The 17,318-nt window shown below is 60.8% G+C and carries 19 protein-coding genes; 8 read left to right on the forward strand and 11 right to left on the reverse strand.

The genetic code is table 11. The features are described 5' to 3' along the window. The first annotated feature begins 49 nt into the window (after positions 1-49). Positions 50-214: a hypothetical protein gene (locus ACM110_RS27745; protein ID WP_416130273.1), complete on the forward strand. Its 165-nt coding sequence runs from the start codon at positions 50-52 to the stop codon at positions 212-214. A 4-nt stretch (positions 215-218) separates the two neighbouring features. Here ACM110_RS27745 and ACM110_RS27750 read toward each other — a convergent pair whose 3' ends face one another. The 4 genes from ACM110_RS27750 to ACM110_RS27765 are packed head-to-tail and all read right to left on the reverse strand — an operon-like array spanning position 219 to position 3,975. After that, on the reverse strand, positions 219-1,340 hold the full coding sequence (locus ACM110_RS27750) for a carboxylate-amine ligase (protein WP_416130274.1): 1,122 nt from the start codon (positions 1,338-1,340) through the stop codon (positions 219-221). A 13-nt stretch (positions 1,341-1,353) separates the two neighbouring features. Continuing rightward, complete coding sequence (locus ACM110_RS27755; protein WP_416130275.1) at positions 1,354-2,298, reverse strand: methyltransferase; 945 nt, start codon at positions 2,296-2,298, stop codon at positions 1,354-1,356. A gap of 44 nt (positions 2,299-2,342) precedes the next feature. Then, on the reverse strand, positions 2,343-3,722 hold the full coding sequence (locus ACM110_RS27760; RefSeq protein ID WP_416130276.1) for an iron-containing redox enzyme family protein: 1,380 nt from the start codon (positions 3,720-3,722) through the stop codon (positions 2,343-2,345). Positions 3,723-3,735: 13 nt separating this feature from the next. Beyond that, positions 3,736-3,975: a hypothetical protein gene (locus ACM110_RS27765; RefSeq protein ID WP_416130277.1), complete on the reverse strand. Its 240-nt coding sequence runs from the start codon at positions 3,973-3,975 to the stop codon at positions 3,736-3,738. Positions 3,976-4,161: 186 nt separating this feature from the next. Here ACM110_RS27765 and ACM110_RS27770 point away from each other — a divergent pair, with 186 nt between their 5' ends. Then, positions 4,162-4,464 carry a hypothetical protein gene (locus tag ACM110_RS27770; RefSeq protein WP_416130278.1) on the forward strand — a complete coding sequence of 101 codons (303 nt, stop codon included), beginning with the start codon at positions 4,162-4,164 and terminating at the stop codon, positions 4,462-4,464. Positions 4,465-4,536: 72 nt separating this feature from the next. Beyond that, on the forward strand, positions 4,537-5,013 hold the full coding sequence (locus tag ACM110_RS27775) for a hemerythrin domain-containing protein (protein WP_416130279.1): 477 nt from the start codon (positions 4,537-4,539) through the stop codon (positions 5,011-5,013). Between the two features lie 90 nt (positions 5,014-5,103). Here ACM110_RS27775 and ACM110_RS27780 read toward each other — a convergent pair whose 3' ends face one another. After that, complete coding sequence (locus ACM110_RS27780) at positions 5,104-6,030, reverse strand: LysR substrate-binding domain-containing protein (protein WP_416130280.1); 927 nt, start codon at positions 6,028-6,030, stop codon at positions 5,104-5,106. Between the two features lie 141 nt (positions 6,031-6,171). On the opposite strand from ACM110_RS27780, the gene ACM110_RS27785 reads away from it, so the two are divergent. After that, positions 6,172-6,576 carry a RidA family protein gene (locus ACM110_RS27785; RefSeq protein WP_416130281.1) on the forward strand — a complete coding sequence of 135 codons (405 nt, stop codon included), beginning with the start codon at positions 6,172-6,174 and terminating at the stop codon, positions 6,574-6,576. 12 nt (positions 6,577-6,588) lie between these two features. On the opposite strand, the gene ACM110_RS27790 is transcribed toward ACM110_RS27785, so the two are convergent. Beyond that, positions 6,589-7,461, reverse strand: a complete 873-nt coding sequence (locus ACM110_RS27790) for a mechanosensitive ion channel family protein (protein ID WP_338586160.1) — start codon at positions 7,459-7,461, stop codon at positions 6,589-6,591. Positions 7,462-7,691: 230 nt separating this feature from the next. Further along, complete coding sequence (locus ACM110_RS27795) at positions 7,692-9,689, reverse strand: peptidase U32 family protein (RefSeq protein ID WP_416130282.1); 1,998 nt, start codon at positions 9,687-9,689, stop codon at positions 7,692-7,694. 182 nt (positions 9,690-9,871) lie between these two features. Between ACM110_RS27795 and ACM110_RS27800 the strand changes: the two genes are divergently transcribed. The 4 genes from ACM110_RS27800 to ACM110_RS27815 all read left to right on the forward strand — a co-directional run bounded on the left by ACM110_RS27800 (position 9,872) and on the right by ACM110_RS27815 (position 12,485). After that, positions 9,872-10,612 (forward strand): response regulator, encoded by a 741-nt coding sequence (locus ACM110_RS27800; protein WP_416130283.1) that lies wholly within the window; start codon positions 9,872-9,874, stop codon positions 10,610-10,612. Positions 10,613-10,782: 170 nt separating this feature from the next. Then, positions 10,783-11,160 (forward strand): hypothetical protein, encoded by a 378-nt coding sequence (locus ACM110_RS27805; protein ID WP_416130284.1) that lies wholly within the window; start codon positions 10,783-10,785, stop codon positions 11,158-11,160. A gap of 259 nt (positions 11,161-11,419) precedes the next feature. After that, positions 11,420-12,154: a substrate-binding periplasmic protein gene (locus tag ACM110_RS27810; RefSeq protein ID WP_416130285.1), complete on the forward strand. Its 735-nt coding sequence runs from the start codon at positions 11,420-11,422 to the stop codon at positions 12,152-12,154. A gap of 106 nt (positions 12,155-12,260) precedes the next feature. Continuing rightward, positions 12,261-12,485: a hypothetical protein gene (locus ACM110_RS27815; RefSeq protein ID WP_416130286.1), complete on the forward strand. Its 225-nt coding sequence runs from the start codon at positions 12,261-12,263 to the stop codon at positions 12,483-12,485. 187 nt (positions 12,486-12,672) lie between these two features. Here ACM110_RS27815 and ACM110_RS27820 read toward each other — a convergent pair whose 3' ends face one another. From ACM110_RS27820 to ACM110_RS27835, 4 genes are read right to left on the reverse strand one after another with little or no spacing between them, the layout of a single operon-like run. Further along, positions 12,673-14,112 (reverse strand): FAD/NAD(P)-binding protein, encoded by a 1,440-nt coding sequence (locus ACM110_RS27820; protein ID WP_416130287.1) that lies wholly within the window; start codon positions 14,110-14,112, stop codon positions 12,673-12,675. Between the two features lie 14 nt (positions 14,113-14,126). Beyond that, entirely contained in the window at positions 14,127-14,894 is a 768-nt protein-coding gene (locus tag ACM110_RS27825; protein ID WP_416130288.1) for an ABC transporter ATP-binding protein, read from the reverse strand. 3 nt (positions 14,895-14,897) lie between these two features. Beyond that, positions 14,898-16,238: an ABC transporter substrate-binding protein gene (locus ACM110_RS27830; protein ID WP_416130289.1), complete on the reverse strand. Its 1,341-nt coding sequence runs from the start codon at positions 16,236-16,238 to the stop codon at positions 14,898-14,900. A 26-nt stretch (positions 16,239-16,264) separates the two neighbouring features. Continuing rightward, positions 16,265-17,314: a branched-chain amino acid ABC transporter permease gene (locus ACM110_RS27835; RefSeq protein WP_416130290.1), complete on the reverse strand. Its 1,050-nt coding sequence runs from the start codon at positions 17,312-17,314 to the stop codon at positions 16,265-16,267. Between the last annotated feature and the right edge of the window lie 4 nt (positions 17,315-17,318).

Consider the following 17,318-nt stretch of genomic DNA (forward strand, 5'->3'; position numbering starts at 1 on the left):
CTCGCCCCATGTGGCGCTCTCCAATGTGAAGACACTGGAGGTACGCACCATGAACAACGACCGTGTTAAGCCTGCCGATAGCGAAAAACGCCGCAATGCCGAACGTGCGGATGAAACCCTGCCCGCGTCCTCGCCCTCGGACGATGAGCCTGAAGCCGATGAATTGACCCGCAAGATCGACGAAATCGAGCGCAAGGTCGCCGACGGCAATTGAATCCCTAGCCACGGCTTTCCTGCAGCAAATGATCCACCACTTGATACAGACACTGCTGCGGGTCCGCGCCTTTGGCCATCGCGCGGGAATGGCAAGCCAATTGACGGCAGGCACTGTTGCCGCCGAGCAACAGCGCCTCGGCCTGATCGAACACCCGGGCTTCGCCGATACGTTGCGCGGTAGGTGCCAGCAGTGCGCGGGCCTGATCAAGCCACTGCGCTGCGCTGATCACGCCATCGCGGGCATCGGTGACAAAACGCCCCTGAAGGCCATGACGCTTGGCCTGCCAGCGGTTTTCCGCCAGCAGCCAGCGTGTCGTGGCGTCGTAGCCTACACCGGGTTTGTCGCAAGCAATGGCGAAGGCCGTGATCACCCGGAACAGACTGGCCAGCAGCAGCGTGTCGGCGAGACGAGGACAGGCATCGGTCATGCGTAATTCGAGAGTCGGGTAGCGACTGGCCGGCCGCAGCCCCCACCAACCATTGCCGTCCTTTTCAATCACGCCGACGTCGCGCAACACCGTCAGGTAGCGCTGATATTCGTCTTCGTTTGCAAAGTATTCGGGGACGCCCATGCGTGGCCAGCCGTCGCAGACGACCTGGCGATAGCTCATGAATCCACTCTCGGCACCCTCCCAGAATGGCGAGGAACAACTGAGCAAAAGCAGCAGCGGCAGCCAGGGTGCCACTTCGTTCATCACGGCAATCCGGTCGATGCCGGGCGGGATTTCCACGTGCACGTGCAGGCCACACAGGACACTGCGTTGCGCCACCGTCTGGTATTCGGCAAACAGCTGTTCAAAGTGCGGCAAGGCTGTGGTGCGCTGATCACGCCAGCGCGCCAGTGGATGCGTGCCGGCGCAAAGCAGACCTGAATCGTGCAATGCCAACGTGTGGTTCAACCGCGAACGAACACCGCCAAGAAATTCGGCGGCTTCCTCTGTCGTGGCGAACACCGGCGAAGCGACTTCGATCTGGCCCTGGAACATTTCATACGCGAAACCCGGGCCGACAGCCTCGCGGCAATCGCGCAGCAGATCGGCGTCCGGTTGCGCGAGCAATTGCCGGGTGGTCAGGTCCGTCAGGAAGTATTCCTCTTCAATGCCGAATCTGGGTGCCATGTTCATGATGGGCACCCCGTCAGTGCCGCCGGGTTACGGTGAGCGCCACCACTGCAATCCGTTCGGCACGTTCATATCCGGGCTTGAGCAACTCTTCGCCGAACACGTCAGGGTCCAGCTCGCGGTAGGTCCAGCCGAAGGCATCGCCGGTCAGCATTGGCAGCACGGCGTCGAGAAAAGGGTCCTGCCCCGCCACCATCGCCACACCGGTGTAGAGCACCAGGCTGCCGCCGCTGTCCAGGCGCGGCAACGACTCGCGCACGATGCGCAGCGATAACGCTTCGCCTAACGCACCTCCACCGTGGCGGTAGGCTCGCTGTTGGCCATCGTTCATATAAGGAGGATTGGCGATGATCAGATCGAACTGGCCTTCGACGCTGCCGAGGATATCGCTGTGGTAAACCGATACATTGTTGGCACCGGCCAGCTCGGCATTCACCGCTGACAGCCGCAGTGCCTTCGGGTTGATATCCACCGCAAGTACCTGGGCGTCATGCCGAGCGCGAGCCACGACCAAAGCCCCGACCCCGGCACCGCAACCGATATCTACCACACGCCGTATCGGTTCGAAGCGCTGTTGCAGATGCGCTTCGATCAATTGCGCAAAGCGATAACTGTCAGGGCCGAAGAATACGGAGTCGCTTTGCGTCGTCGGGTACGCCGAGTGCGCGAACAGCAAGCCTTCAAGGCTCGACCAACGCACCGTGCTGCGCCACATCGCGCCGTCCCTTTCGACAATGCCTGCCCGCTCCAGCACCGCGAGTTCATCAACCGCAAACAGCGTGTGGTCGAACGGCATCGACCAACCGAACACATCGCGCCAATCCTTTGCCAGCGGTGTGGCAAAGCGCTGAAGGTATGTCTGGTGGGTCAGTGGGGTTGGCGTGACAAAACGATAGTGCTCGGCGCGCAGACGCTTGCCCAAATCCAGCAAGGCCCGATCGGCGATTTGTTGTACTGACATGGGGCGCTCCTTAAGTCAGTGCAAAGAGGTCAGTGCAAATGAATTCAGCGCAAACGGGCACGCAATTCGATAAAGCGGCGCGTGGCAAACAGTCCGGCCGGGCGATGGTGCCGTTGTGCCGACAGCCAGGGCTTCAGCGCTTCAAGCTGTTGGTGCGGTGCCTGATTGTCGAGGCTGTTCCGCAACGACTCGAGCTCCGGATCATCCGGCGTACTCGAATCGACGCCTGCGCTGTCGTGATCGCGATGCAGTGCCGGACGCTGCTTCGGCGCTTGCCAGTCACCGGCGATCCAGTCGTGGATCAGCTGTTTCTCGTAACCGCTGAACACACCAAACATCGCCGCCGTACTGCCCTCGATCAACTGCCAGAATCGACTTTCATCAGGCGAGCGATGTCGCTTGATCCAGCCCTTGCGTTCCATCGCCGCGAGAAAATCCGCGACATGCCCCGGCGACGACAACCACTGATTGACGGTTTTCCCTTCCAGCCGGCAGTAGTCGGAATGCATGTGCTGGCCGAAGACGCGCTTGCGTTCGAGCATCGCGATGACTTCCCGTTGCAGTTCGAAGCCTTGAATCACCGCTGTCGAGCCGAGCCCCAGGTCGTTGAGGCGATAGCCGGACGCAACACGGCGATAGAATTCCCCCCGGCCCTCATCCAGCGGCATCAACTCAAGCAGCGACTGAACCGCCTTGCGCCCATGACCGCTGCTGACGTTATCGATGGTCACGTGCAGGGTGAAGTAATAAGGATCGATGCCCAGCTCACGCAGTTCATAGGCGCTGATCAACAGGTGCAAGGGCAGTTGTTCGTAGCCAAGGTTGTAGCCGATCACTTCCGGCATGAAGTCAGTGCCGCAACGTCCCAGCGCCAGTTGAATAGCGCCCTGCAAAAAGTGCTCATCATCCAGACCTTGCTGATCGTCACAGTCATGTTCGGCCAGCAACGTGCGGTAGATCCGCACATGGTTCTGCCGGGGATCACCCTTGCCCAACTCTTCCAGATAGGTCGTCAGCAGGCCATCGAAGCGATGGTCGCGCCAGTGTTCAAGGACACCTTCAAGCCATGCGCCGTCGACCTCTTTGGTCGGCGCCACGCGTTGCAGGAAATACAGCGCGTGGGCCTTGTTCGTAAAATAGCGGCGCCCTGCTCCGTGCTGACGCTCGGCGAGATAACTTGCATAGTCGCGCGCCACATCGGCGCAATGTTTTTCAGCCCATGACGGTAATTGCTCAGGCGTGTCGGGCAGGTCGCAAGGGAGCTCGGCTGCACCGGCCAGTTGCTCGCGCAGGAAGGCTTCTGCACGTTGCGCGGCCTCGCTGCCGCTGCTGTACAGCTCGCCATACAGTTCGCGATAGCCGCCGTCATTACTGACACCGGCTACCAACGAAGCCGACCCGGAACACGTGTTGAATACCGTCATGGGCAGGCTCCTTTTATCGTCTGTCGTCGGACAGTGGTGTTTGCTCATCAGCCTCCGGAACATCCCTGCCCGATGGATCGTCCCAATCCTCCGGACGTTGGGAAGCATCCGGATCAGGGCGTGTCAGCGGATCGTATTTGCCCGGATCGTTGGGGTCGGTCAGCGGTCCATCGGGCTCCGGTTTGGAAGGCACAGAACCTTGTGTCTGGTCCTGACGTTGCAGCTTGTCCTGGTAAGTCGAATCGCTAGCCATACCCACCTCTACAACAAAAAGGTCCGGGTTTTCCGGGCCGTATTCATTTGAAGTAGCCAACCTGTGAGCGTGCCTTCGAGATGACGAGCGGTGTACGAGAGCCTTCGCGCCGTTCGTCCGCTGCGCTGCACTTTCCGTTTCGCCGGTTCTTCCAATGGGTACATCCACTCGACAAGGAAGACTCAAATGATCAACAACAAACTATTGGCGCTGACCCTCGCCGGCCTGTTGTCCACCGGTTCGTTAGGCGCACTGGCGGCAGAAAAAACCACCGAGGGCTCAGCCCTTCCTCCCGGCACCGCACAACCTCAGACTGATGAATCGAACGGCATTGGCACGGGTACGGATGCCGGCACTTCGACGAAAGGGATCGATGGCAAAACCGGCTCGATGTCGCAAGGCGCTGACTCCGGCACCACCGACAACGGCCCCGCTCCTGCTGGTGGTTCCAAAGGTGGTGGCGAAGGCAAAGGCGGAAGCGGCACTTGAAGTTGAGTAACCAGCTGAACAGCGAAATGAAGTAGCCAACCCAACACTTCCCGTGACAGTAGAGGCAAGAGAATGAACGCCATCGACATCCTGAAAGCCGACCATGAACGCGTGAAAGGCATCCTGACGCAATTGAATGAGTCCACTGAACGCGCGGTAAAAAAACGCACCGAATTGGTGGGCAAGCTCGAAATGGAAATCATGATTCACACCCGGCTCGAAGAAGAAATCCTCTATCCCGCCTACAAAAAAGCAGGCGGCAAGGAACAGGAAAAAATGTACTACGAGGCGAAGGAAGAACACCGCACAGTCGACTCGCTGGTACTGCCTGACTTGAAGACGACAGACCCGGCCAGTGTCGAGTTTTCCGGGCGCGCAAAAGTGGTCAAGGAGCTGCTTGAACATCACATTGAAGAGGAGGAAACCGAGATGTTTCCTCAGGCCAGGAAGTTGTTGGGCAAAGCAGAACTGGACGAACTGGGCAAGCAAATGGAGTCGATGAAAGCGTCTTTGAAAAAAGAGCTGAGTGGCGGGAACATGGCTGCCTGATGACGCAGGTCGATCAGGCTTTACGGCCCCTGAAAATGAAAACCCGCGATATCCTTCGCGGGTTTTTCGGTTCAGCCTACGGTTGGCGAGTCATGAACCACGCGGATCCATCAGAGGCGCATGCTGCGCCATCAGCTCGGTCACCCAATCGATGAATACCCGCACCTTGCGGCTGATATGCCGGTTAGGTGGGAACGCCACGAACAACGGCATTGGATCGAGGCTCCAGCCTTTAAACAGTGGCACCAATTCACCGCGCGCCAGATAAGGCCTGGACATGTAGTCGGGCAACCAGAGAACGCCCATGCCGGCCAGGCCGGCGGCGACGTAGGCGTTGCCATCGTCCACAGCCAGCACATAGCGTCCTTTGATCTCGACACTTTCGCCAGCGTTACGCATGGCATAAGGCACGGCTTTGCCGGTGCGCGCCCACAGGAAACCCACGATGCGATGCTCGGAGTCTTCCAGCTCCCGTGGATGCAATGGCGTGCCGAGACGTTGCAGATAGCTCGGCGCGGCAAACACGCCCAACTGCAGATCACCGACTCGCCGGGCCATCAGTGATTGATCGGTCAACTCGCCGCCGCGCACCACGCAATCGACGTTCTCATCGATCAGATCGACGATGCGATCGCTAACGCCCATGTCGATCTGGATGTCCGGGTATCGCGCATGAAACTCCGGCAACGCCGGCATCAGAACCATGCTCGCCAGCGGACTGGGCACATCAACCCGCAGTCGCCCCCTGGGCACGGTCGATGCACTCGACAGGCTGGTCTCGGCATCGTCCAGGTCAGCCAACAGTCGCACTACGCGCTCGTAGTAGACGGCGCCGTCGGCGGTGACGTTGACCTTGCGTGTGGTGCGGTTTAGCAGTTTCACCCGCAACCGCGCCTCCAGTTGCTGCACCAGTTGGGTGACGCTGGTCTTGCTCATGTGCAGCGTCTCGGCGGCCTTGGTGAAGCTGCCCGCCTCCACCACTCGGGCGAAGGCCTGCATCGCATCGAAACGGTCCATACCTGCCTCAATCGCTAGCGGATTATTTGGTTTTTACAAACAGTGATGGTTGCAGTTGCTCGTTTATCGGGCAAGCCCCGGCCCTCTAAAGTCGCTGCATCGTTAATTGCGGGCCGGTCAGGCCCCTTGATGGAGGTAGTTATGACCCAGCGTGATGTTGTTTTCCCACCCGGCCGCCAGGCGCTCTACGAGCGTAATCGCTATTCGCCGGCGATCCGTTCCAATGGCTTTTTGTTTGTGTCGGGGCAAGTGGGCAGTACCGAGGACGGCTCGCCCGAGCCGGAACTCGATGCTCAGGTTCGGCGGGCGTTCAGCAATCTGAACGGGATTCTGGACGCAGCCGGTTGCAGCTTCGACGATGTGGTGGACGTCACCGTGTTCATCGTCGATCCCGAAGCGAAATTCGAGAGAATCTGGAAGGTCGTGTCAGAGTTCTGGGGCCAGGCGCCGTTTCCGACGGTTACCGCCGTCGGCGTCACCTGGCTCTATGGGTTTGAGTTCGAGATCAAGGTGATCGCCAGGCTTCCGGAAAACTCCGGAAGCTGAGTCGATTTCCGCTCACTCCTTCGCCAGCGCGCCGGGCAACGCGGCGCCCTGCTGGAAGATCACGGTTTGCGCCGGCATTGGCGCCGGGAACCCTGCCTCGCCAAGGGCATCCTTGATGACGCGGTTGGTGTCGAAATACACCTGCCAGTAATTTTCGTTATGGCAGTAAGGACGCACCGCCAACACCGGGCCAACCAGGTTGAACTCGAGAATCTCAACGTCTACCGCAGGGGTTTCGAGCACGTTGGGAATGGCGGCGATTTTTTCCTTGAGCAATGCCGCCGCCGCTTTCCAGTCGGTCGCGCCAGACAGTTGCGCCTTGAGTTCGACGCGGCGGAACGGGTTGTGGGTGAAATTCTGGATGTTGTCGCTGAAGATCTTGTTGTTGCCGACCAGGGTCAGCACGTTGTCCGGGGTGTTGATTGCGGTGGCGAACAGGCCGATTTCGGTGACCGTACCCGTCACCCCGCCGGCACAGATGAAGTCACCGACCTTGAACGGGCGCAGCACGATAATGAACGCACCGGCCGCCAGATTGGCCAGCAGCCCCGACCAGGCCATGCCGATGGCCAGGCCGACCGCCGCGAGCAGCGCCGCGAAGGTGGTGGTCTGCATGCCGAGGTAACCGAGGATGGCGATCACCAGGATGATATTGAGCGTGACAGTTATGACCGAGCCGACGTAACGCAGCACGGTGGGGTCGACTTTCTGCTTGCCCAGAGACTTCTGCACGACACCGACGGCAAAGCCGATCAGCCAACGACCGATGATCCAGAAGGCAATGGCACCCAGAATCTTGACTGCAAAAGCGACACCGTAGGCCTGCACGACTGCAATAAGTGCGTTGAACTTCTCGGTGGTTACATTAACGATGGTCTCGTCCATGGCAGAAGCTCGCAAATGAGGATTGACCTCAAGACGCTAGCACAGCCTTCGCGGGCTGCCAGTCCGGTGCCCCCACCCGAATATGGGGGAACTACCTGTAGGAGCTGTCGAGTGAAACGAGGCTGCGATCTCTTGATCTTGCTTTTATACAAAGAGCAAGTTCAAAAGATCGCAGCCTGCGGCAGCTCCTACAGGTTTTGCGGTGTGCCCGAATACCGGACTTTGTGGCCTCAGTGCGGGCCGCGGGGAATGGTTTTTAGCAGGTCATCGGGGCTGATGTAGCCGACCACCGGCTGCACGCTGCCCGGTTGTGGCAGGCCAAGGATGTGGCCTTTCATCTTGCCGATGATGTGCATTTCACAAGGCTTGCAGTCGAACTTCAGCGTCAGCACTTCATCGCCGTGGATCAATTGCATGGGCGCAACCTTGGTACGCACGCCGGTAACGCCCTTGGCCTGTTTCGGGCACAGGTTGAAAGAGAAGCGCAGGCAATGCTTGGTGATCATCACCGGCACTTCGCCCGGTTCCTCGTGGGCCTCGTACGCCGCGTCGATCAGCTTGACCCCGTGACGGTGATAGAAATCGCGGGCCTTCTGGTTGTAGACGTTGGCCAGGAACGACAGGTGCGACTCTGGATACACCGGTGGCGGATTGGTCTCGGCCTTGCGGCCACCCCGTGGGTGAGCCAGCAGGCGGGCTGCAGTCAGCGCTTCAATCACTTCGCGGCGCAAGGCCTTGAGCTGCGAGTTGGGAATGAAGTACGCCTGCGGCGCATCCAGCCGGGTGTCGGTGGCGTGGTATTCGGTGGTGCCCAGTTGACCGAGCAGGTCGCGCAGTTGCTCCAGCGCCTGCTCCGGCTTGTTGGCCAGACCGAACGGTCCTTCCAGCGCGACACTGGCGTTGACGCCCTCCTCGCTGGTGGCGGTCAGCTCCAGGCGTTCCTCGCGCAAACGAACCACCCAGGAAAGACCTATACGACGCTCGGCGGAGGTCTTCTGCAAGGCCTGCTGCCAGTTGTGGTCGAGGTTGCGGTTCAGTGGATGGTTGGGCCGCAGTTTGTGCAGCCCTTCCGGCATCTCGTTGGGTTCGACGCGATAGCGATAACGCTTCTCGCCGTCTTCCTCGAACTCACCCTTGGGCTCGGCGATGTTGGTACGCCAGCCCACCACGTCGCGCTTGACCAGCACATTGAGGCCGTCGCCGTTCGACAACGGCTCTTGGGTGACCACCAGCAAGTCGCGCTTGCCGACTTTCTCCACCACGCCGACCGGCAGGCCGGTGAACGTCGGCGAATCGAACGCACCGATGTCGATCTTGCGTTCGCTGACGAAATAGTCGGTGCTGCCACGGTGGAAGGTCTTGTCCGGGTCGGGCACGAAGAAATGCGCGGTGCGGCCGCTGGACGCACGGGCCAGGTCCGGACGGTCTTCGAGCACCTCATCGAGGCGCTGGCGGTAGTAGGCCGTGATGTTCTTCACATAGCCCATGTCCTTGTAGCGGCCTTCGATCTTGAACGAGCGCACGCCGGCTTCCACCAGGGCGCGGATGTTGGCGCTCTGGTTGTTGTCCTTCATCGACAGCAGGTGTTTTTCGTAGGCGATCACGCCACCTTTTTCATCCTTGAGGGTGTACGGCAAACGGCAGGCCTGGGAACAGTCGCCACGGTTCGCACTGCGCCCGGTCTGCGCGTGGGAAATGTTGCACTGGCCGGAGAACGCCACGCACAGCGCGCCATGGATGAAGAATTCGATCGCCGCGTCGGTTTCGTCGGCGATGGCGCGAATTTCTTGCAGGTTCAGTTCGCGAGCCAACACCAGCTGCGAGAAACCGGCCTGATCGAGGAACTTCGCCCGCGCCAGGGTGCGGATGTCGGTCTGGGTGCTGGCGTGCAGCTCGATCGGTGGAATGTCCAGTTCCATCACGCCCAGGTCCTGGACGATCAGCGCATCGACACCGGCATCGTACAGTTCGTGGATCAGCTTGCGCGCCGGCTCCAGTTCGTTGTCGTGCAGGATGGTGTTGATGGTGGTGAACACCCGCGCGTGGTAACGATGGGCGAACTCGACCAATTGGGCGATATCGCTGACTTCGTTGCAGGCGTTGTGGCGGGCGCCGAAGCTCGGGCCGCCGAGGTACACGGCGTCGGCGCCATGCAGGATGGCCTCGCGGGCGATGGCGACATCGCGGGCAGGGCTGAGCAATTCCAGGTGATGTTTGGGCAGGTACATAATATTTTTTTAGTCAGGCTGTCACGGTCGAGGTGCGCATTGTAGCGGCGAATGGCCTGACCGGCACCCATACGCTGCCGGGTGGCAGCGCGGTAGCCGGCAGGCCCGGCAAAAAACCAACGAACAAAATTCCTCGCCGGCCCCTAGAATGTGCAAAACGCGAATAACAAAAGGATCGAGCCATGGACCACGTCAATCACATCCTGATCGTCGATGACGATCGCGAAATTCGCGAACTGGTGGGCAACTACCTGAAAAAGAACGGCTTGCGCACCACCATGGTCGCCGACGGCCGGCACATGCGCAATTTTCTCGAAACCAACCAGGTCGACCTGATCGTGCTCGACATCATGCTGCCCGGCGATGACGGCCTGGTGCTATGCCGCGAATTGCGCTCGGGCAAGCACAAAGCCACGCCGATCCTGATGCTCACCGCACGCAACGACGAAACCGACCGCATTCTCGGCCTGGAAATGGGCGCCGACGACTACCTGACCAAACCCTTCGCCGCCCGCGAACTGCTGGCGCGGATCAACGCCGTGCTGCGCCGCACGCGGATGCTGCCGCCCAACCTGCTGGTCACCGAAACCGGCCGCCTGCTCGGTTTCGGCCGCTGGCGCCTGGACACGACCGCCCGTCACTTGCTGGACGAAGACGACACGCTGGTAGCCCTCAGCGGCGCCGAATATCGACTGTTGCGGGTGTTTCTCGATCATCCGCAACGGGTACTGAGCCGCGACCAATTGCTCAACCTGACCCAAGGCCGCGACGCCGATCTGTTCGACCGTTCCATCGACTTGCTGGTCAGCCGCCTGCGTCAACGGCTCAAGGACGACTCGCGGGAGTCGACCTACATCAAGACCGTGCGCAGCGAGGGCTACGTGTTCTCCTATCCGGTGGAAATGCTCGACGCGCAGGCCTGAGGGTTTTTCCGGGGTTTTGTATCTGTTTGTATAGAAACCCCGGCTGGATACGCAAAAGCCGATTTCGAGCGTTGCAGGCACACATCAGCGATACACCCCGGCGTTTAACTGTGACCACCAGATAGCAGCAGCTACTGACCACTCACACTTAAGCGCACGGAGAATTACCCATGTTCAACTTCTCGAAAGTTTCGTCCCTGGCACTCGGCCTCGCCCTGGTGGGTGGTCTTGGCTTGTCGAACCTGGCATCGGCCAACACCGCGAGCGTTGCCTCGCAAAGCCCGATCCAGGCCTTGCTGGCCGAAGGCGGTTCGGACCGTTTGCAGCAAAATCGCGTCGCCGAGGGTGGCTCTGATCGCCTGATCGAGAACCGCGTCGCTGAAGGCGGTTCCGATCGACTGATCCAGAATCGTGTTGCTGAAGGCGGCGCCGATCGTTTGCAGGAGCTGCGTGAGCGTGTTGCCTCGATCCCGAGTAACGCAGTGCGCGGCGGTGTAATTGTCGCCGAAAACCGCGCCGAGTTCGGTTCGAAATATCAGCGCTACTGATCGCGATCTTCCTTACAACACAGTTCCAGTGTGGGAGCGGGCTTGCTCGCGAAAGCGCAGTGTCAGTCACCGAATATTCTGACTGTGCAGCCTTCGCGAGCAAGCCCGCTCCCACAGTTTTTTGCGTCCGCCTCTTGTTCCGCTAAACTTCGCAACCCCAATAAATCCCGATATCTGACACAAAAGCCCCGGAGATAGTCCGGGACAGTGGCACTATGCCCGTACTAAGATCGGCGCCTCACTTCATCAAGGACGATTCATGAAGCGCTTCGCCGGTTGCCTGCTGTTTTTCCTGAGTCTGAATACGCTCGCGGCCAACCTGACCCTGCTCACCGACAACCACCCTCCCCTGCATTTCGAGCAAGGTGGCCAACTGGTGGGATTCGGCGTGGATGTGGTGCAAGCGCTGGCCGAACGTACCGGCGACCACGTGGACCTGCAGCAACTGCCGTTGTTGCGTGCCTTGCGCGTGGCCAACACCGAACCGGGCATCGGGGTGTTTACCGTATTGCGCACCGTCGAACGCGATGCCCAGTACCAGTGGGTCGGGCCGTTGCTGGATGTGGAAACCGCGCTGTACTCCGCCGACAGCAGTCGGCCACCTGTCCACAGTTTGCTGGAGGCCGGCAGCCTGGCGCGGATCGTCGTGCCGCGCAAATGGCTGGTCTACAGCTATTTGCAGACGCAGGGCCTGACCAACCTGTATGGCGTCGCTTCGTCCGAGCAGATGATGCGCCTGGCACGCATGGGCCGAACCGACTTCGTCGTGGCCGACACCCTGTCCATCGCCACGATGGCCCGGGAAGAAGGGTTGGCGCCCAGCCAGTTGCTCTACCAGATGCCGCTGATGCAGCAAGCCGGCTACATCGCCTTCTCGCTGCAAACCGATAAGCGCCAGGTCGCGCGCTGGCAGCAGGCGCTGGACGAGATGACCCGCGACGGGCGTCTGGACCAGATCAAACAACGCTGGCTCAGCGACAGTCCGCCCCGCTGAATACCATCACCATTCTCGATAACGACTATGCGCAAGGGTGTTTTTTCATCAAAGCGCTCCAGCACTACAGTGGACCCATCTTCTCACCACGCTCTGGAGCAACATCATGAAAAGCATCATCGGTCTTGGATTCGCCCTTTCGGTTCTCGGTGCAACTTCCGCCATCGCCGCACCGCACGCCACTACGCCAATCGTTGCCGCTGCCAAATCCAGCCAACCGGCAACCCTGAACGTCAACACCGTCGGCATCGACCGTCAGGACAGCCAGAAAGAAAAACTCTACGTCGCGGAAAACCGCCCTGAGTTCGGTTCCAAATATCAGCGTTATTGATCAACGGCCTTGGGCTGCTTGAAACAAGAAACCCCGCCAAAAGCGGGGTTTCTTGCATTTGACGCCGTAGCAGCTGCCGAGCCTGCGAGGCTGCGTTCGAGCGCGCAGCGGTCGTAAAACCAGACAACTCGATGACAGGTCTACGACTGCTTCGCAGCCGGACGCAGCCTCACAGGCTCGGCAGCTGCTACGAAGGTCGAGGTGTTGCCAATCGCGCCGCCAAAGCCTTGGCCTGACTGGCCACATCCGTCACCGCCGTACTTTCCCACCACATCCCGCGCAACGGCGGGCCCATGGCGAACAAACGGATTGCGGTCCGACCGTCGGCATCCAGCACCGCACCGTCCGCCTCGGCGGCGATCCCCAGCGCCAACGGCCCCGGCCGGATCAGCCCACGCGCCAGCAATTGTTGTGGCAGCGGTCGTGCCACCCGGCGCCAGTCGTATTCGATGCCGCTGGAGTTGATCAGCGCCGCACCACTGACGACGGTGGTTTGTGCGTCGCCGCGACGTCGAATGCGGATACTGACCTCGCCGCTCACCGAAGGCTCAAGCCCCTTGAACGACGCAGCCTGAATGCGCAACCGCCCTTCCCCGTGCAAACGCTCCACCAACTCGGCGCTCAACGGTGGCGAGCGGTGGTGATGGCTCTCCCACCATGGCCGAATATGCCGCACAAACTGCCGACGCTGCACATCGCTGGCCTGATTCCACAAGCGACCGATATGCGCCCGCACCGTGTCCAGCGGCGCCTGCCAGTCAATGCCTTGGGCGATGGCGTCGCGGCAATGCCGACGAAGTTCGCGTACCAGTTCACGAGGCGTGCGAATGCCGTGGTCTTCAGCGAGGAAATCCACCCAGGCCGGCGGTTGCCGCCGTACATGGGGCAGCAAGCCATGTCGGGAAAACACTTCGATCGGTCCGCGATGCCCGGCCTGTTCCAGCGAGACCACGGCATCGACCATGGTCAGCCCGGAGCCGATGATCAAAACCGTCGATTGCGGATCAAGTTGCTGCATCGCGGCCACATCCCACGGATCAAGCGCCGCTGCGTTCAAGCCACTGGATTCGGTCTGCGGCGTGCGCGCGGCGGGGAACATCCCGGTGGCCAGCACGGCAAATTCGCCATGCAAACGCAGGCCATCGCTCAAGGTCATCCGCACCGATTGCGCATCGCTTTGCAAATCGACCACCTCGGCCCGCACATGCTCGACCGTCGAACCGTGCACCGCGCCCACCGCCTGCGCCTCGGCCAGACGCTGTTGCACGTACAAACCGAAAATCCCCCTCGGCGGGAACAGTTCGCTGATCGGCACATGCTGCTCATCCGACTCCGGCCAGCCGCCCGCGGCAATGTATTCGGTCAGCCATTGAGTCAGGTCATCGGCGTTGTCCGGATCGACGCTCATGCGCGCCGCGTTGCCGTTGAGCGTATGACCCAGCTCCACGGCGCTGTAGGCCTCGCCCCGACCCAGTTCGGCGCGCGGTTCGATCACCAGCACGTGGCGCCGGCCCGGCAGGCGCAGAAGTTGCGCCGCCAGCATCGCGCCGCTGAGGCCGCCGCCGACGATCAGGATGTCCGCGTGACGGATGGCGTCGGTCGCCTGTCCGCTTTGGGTTTCACTCATGCCGTTCTCACTGATCAATGTTTGCCTAGATAGAAATCATGCAGATCGCCCCGGGCCAGCAACTCATCGGCGCTGCCGGACAACACCACCCGGCCGGTATCGAGCACATAAGCCGTGGCGGCGTACTTGAGCGCCACATTAATGTTTTGTTCGGCAATCAGGAAGCTCACCTGCGCCTCACGATTGAGCTGGGCGACGATCTCGAAAATCTCCTGGACGATAATAGGCGCCAGGCCCATGGAAGGTTCGTCCAACAGGACTAAAGTCGGACGGGTCATCAAGGCCCGGCCGATGGCAACCATTTGCTGCTCGCCACCGGATGTCAGGCCGGCCTGGGTCTTGCGCTTGGTTTTCAGGCGTGGAAACCAGGCGTAGATGCGCTCCAGATCGCGAGCCATGTCCTGCCGGCTCAAGCCCCGGACAAACCCGCCGCTGCGCAGGTTGTCCTCCACCGTCAGTTGCCCGAACACGTGCCGCCCTTCCAGCACATGCACCATGCCCTGACGCACCCGCAGGCTCGGATCGACGCCTGCGGTATCGCGCCCCAGAAATTCGATGTTGCCGCGACTGACCTCGGCCCGCTCGGCGCGCACCAGCCCGGAAATCGCCTTGAGCGTGGTGCTTTTACCGGCACCGTTGGCACCGAGCAACGCGACGATGCCGCCCTTGGGCACCGTCAGCGACACCCCGGCCACGGCCAGAATCGCACCGTCGTAGATCACCTCGATGTCGTTGACCTGCAACAAATCATTGGCAGCAATGTCGCTGACGGCGTGGCTCATGGCTTATTCCTCTGCGGTGCAGGTGCGTGGGGTCAGGCCTTTTTCCTTGGCGAAGGCGGCAGACTTTTCGTCGATCAACGGTCGCAGCAAGGCGCGGTCAGCGGCGATCCAGTCGCTGATCAGCGTCCAGTTGGCGCCATCCCACTGCTGGACCCGCGCCGAACCGCCGCCTTCATGGTCCTTGCAAGACAACTTGAGGTTTTGCATCAGGCCGAAGTAGCCCATGTCCTTGAGCCGCGCGTCGTCGATGTTCAAATGCTCCAGCCCCCAGCGCCCCTCTTCGCCGTTGAGCGGGCGTTTGCCGAATTTGCCCTGGGCGGTGCGGATCGCTTCCACCGCGACCGCCGCGTTCACCAATCCGGAGTTGTAGTAGACGCTGCCGAAATTCTTCAGGTCCTTGAGGTCACTCTTGCCCTTGTCGAGGATGTACTGCTTGAGGCGTTGGTGAATCTCGAAATCGGTGCCGGCCGGGTATGGCGTCAGCGCCAGATAGCCCTTGGCGGCAGCACCGGCGGGCAAGACGTCTTCGCTGGAACTGGCCCAGATGTCGCCGACGATATGGTCCACCGGGAAGCCGAAACGTGCAGCGGTCTTCACCGCCACCGGCGTCGACACGCCCCAGGTACGCAGGAATACCCAGTCCGGGTTGACCTGGCGGATCTGCCGCCATTGCGCCGATTGCTCGTTGCCCGGATCAGCCACCGGAATCTGGATGTTCTCGAACCCGTATTTCTCCGCCAACAGTTTCAGCGGGCCGAGGGTTTCGCGGCCATACGCCGAGTCGTGGTAGACCGTGGCAATCTTCTTGCCCTTGAGTTTGTCGAAGCCGCCTTCGCGCTGGGCGATGTAGTTGATCAGGCTCGACGCCTCGCTGTAGAAGGTCAGCATCACCGGGAAGTTGTACGGAAACACCGTACCGTCGGTGGCTTCGGTGCGGCCGTAACCGAGGGTGATCAGCGGGATCTTGTCGACTTCCGCGCGCTCGCTCAGGGCATACGCCGCCGGTGCGCCGTTGGGTTGATAGACCGCGACCGGCGCGCCATCCAGGCCGTTCTTGAAGCGCTCATAGCACTCGATGCCCTTCTCCGCCGTCCACTCGGTCTCGCATTCCTGCCAGACCAGTTTCACGCCGTTGATCCCGCCCTCCACTTCGTTGATGTAGTTCAGGTAGTCGATCATTCCCGCCCACACCTGCACACCGCTGGAGGCATAGGCGCCGACCCGGTAAGTGGCCAACGGGAAAAACTGCTGGTCCGGCGATGCCTGGACCAACGGTACTGCACTGCCGAAAACTGCCAGCGCCAACGCGGCGCCAAGCAGCGAACGTTTCAAGGATGCACGCATGTTGTCTCTCTAATCAGTTGGAGGATTCAGAAGCGCAGCGGCCAGTGGCTCAGCCGCTCACGAAAGTTGCCCAGCAGGCGGATCAAGCCTTCAGGTTCCTTGATCAGGAACAGGATGATCAGCACGCCGAAGATGATTTTTTGCAGGTTCTGCAACTGCCCGGCGTCCACCGCGCCACCGAGCAAGGCTTGCCCGGCGTGACTGAGCAGGATCGGCAACAGGCTGATGAACGCCGCGCCGACAAAGTTGCCGGCGATGCTGCCCATGCCACCGATAATGATGATGAACAGGATCTGGAACGATCGATTGATATCGAAGCTGCTGGCACTGGCGGTGCCCAGATAGGCGAAGGCCCACAAGGCGCCGGCGATGCCCAGATAGAACGAACTGACGGCAAACGCCAGGTGCTTGTAGCGTGCCACTGGAATGCCGATGACGGCGGCGGCGGTGTCCATGTCGCGGATCGCCATCCAGTTGCGCCCGACCTGGCTTTTCACCAGGTTCACCGCGACCCAGGTCAACAGCAACACGGTGCTCAGGGTCAGCAGATAACGGCCCAGCGGCGTGTTCAGGTCATGGCCGAACAGCGCCAGTTTCGGCGCTGAAATGGTCCCGGACGAGCCGTAGTTGTAGAACCAGGGAAACTTGACGAACAGCCACTCAAGGAAGAACTGCGCCGCCAGCGTGGTGACCATCAGGTAAAAGCCTTTGATCCGCGAGCTCGGCAGGCCGAACACGAAGCCCACCAGCGCACTGATCAAGCCTCCGCCGAGCAGCGCCACCGGCAATCCCAACTCGGGCACGCGCAGCAAAAAACCGTAAGTGGCAAACGCACCGACCGCCATGAACCCGGCCGCGCCCACCGACGTCTGGCCGGTGTAGCCGGTGAGCAGGTTGAGGCCCAATCCGGCGAGGGACAGCACCAGGAATGGAATCAAAATGGCGTTCAGCCAATAGTCATTGCCGGTCAGCGGCACGACGACAAAAGCGATCAACAGCAGGCCCAACAGGCCGAACGGCACGCGACGCTGGAGCAACACTGCCGGCGCGGTTTCGCGAACAAGGGAAATCGACATGGGC

This window comes from Pseudomonas sp. NFX98 (assembly GCF_047784845.1).
Lineage (GTDB): Bacteria > Pseudomonadota > Gammaproteobacteria > Pseudomonadales > Pseudomonadaceae > Aquipseudomonas.

Coding starts and splice junctions, on each gene's coding strand:
- ACM110_RS27745 (WP_416130273.1), top strand. CDS start 50: ATGAACAACGACCGTGTTAAGCCTGCCGATAGCGAAAAACGCCGCAAT.
- ACM110_RS27750 (WP_416130274.1), bottom strand. CDS start 1,340: ATGAACATGGCACCCAGATTCGGCATTGAAGAGGAATACTTCCTGACG.
- ACM110_RS27755 (WP_416130275.1), bottom strand. CDS start 2,298: ATGTCAGTACAACAAATCGCCGATCGGGCCTTGCTGGATTTGGGCAAG.
- ACM110_RS27760 (WP_416130276.1), bottom strand. CDS start 3,722: ATGACGGTATTCAACACGTGTTCCGGGTCGGCTTCGTTGGTAGCCGGT.
- ACM110_RS27765 (WP_416130277.1), bottom strand. CDS start 3,975: ATGGCTAGCGATTCGACTTACCAGGACAAGCTGCAACGTCAGGACCAG.
- ACM110_RS27770 (WP_416130278.1), top strand. CDS start 4,162: ATGATCAACAACAAACTATTGGCGCTGACCCTCGCCGGCCTGTTGTCC.
- ACM110_RS27775 (WP_416130279.1), top strand. CDS start 4,537: ATGAACGCCATCGACATCCTGAAAGCCGACCATGAACGCGTGAAAGGC.
- ACM110_RS27780 (WP_416130280.1), bottom strand. CDS start 6,030: ATGGACCGTTTCGATGCGATGCAGGCCTTCGCCCGAGTGGTGGAGGCG.
- ACM110_RS27785 (WP_416130281.1), top strand. CDS start 6,172: ATGACCCAGCGTGATGTTGTTTTCCCACCCGGCCGCCAGGCGCTCTAC.
- ACM110_RS27790 (WP_338586160.1), bottom strand. CDS start 7,461: ATGGACGAGACCATCGTTAATGTAACCACCGAGAAGTTCAACGCACTT.
- ACM110_RS27795 (WP_416130282.1), bottom strand. CDS start 9,689: ATGTACCTGCCCAAACATCACCTGGAATTGCTCAGCCCTGCCCGCGAT.
- ACM110_RS27800 (WP_416130283.1), top strand. CDS start 9,872: ATGGACCACGTCAATCACATCCTGATCGTCGATGACGATCGCGAAATT.
- ACM110_RS27805 (WP_416130284.1), top strand. CDS start 10,783: ATGTTCAACTTCTCGAAAGTTTCGTCCCTGGCACTCGGCCTCGCCCTG.
- ACM110_RS27810 (WP_416130285.1), top strand. CDS start 11,420: ATGAAGCGCTTCGCCGGTTGCCTGCTGTTTTTCCTGAGTCTGAATACG.
- ACM110_RS27815 (WP_416130286.1), top strand. CDS start 12,261: ATGAAAAGCATCATCGGTCTTGGATTCGCCCTTTCGGTTCTCGGTGCA.
- ACM110_RS27820 (WP_416130287.1), bottom strand. CDS start 14,112: ATGAGTGAAACCCAAAGCGGACAGGCGACCGACGCCATCCGTCACGCG.
- ACM110_RS27825 (WP_416130288.1), bottom strand. CDS start 14,894: ATGAGCCACGCCGTCAGCGACATTGCTGCCAATGATTTGTTGCAGGTC.
- ACM110_RS27830 (WP_416130289.1), bottom strand. CDS start 16,238: ATGCGTGCATCCTTGAAACGTTCGCTGCTTGGCGCCGCGTTGGCGCTG.
- ACM110_RS27835 (WP_416130290.1), bottom strand. CDS start 17,314: ATGTCGATTTCCCTTGTTCGCGAAACCGCGCCGGCAGTGTTGCTCCAG.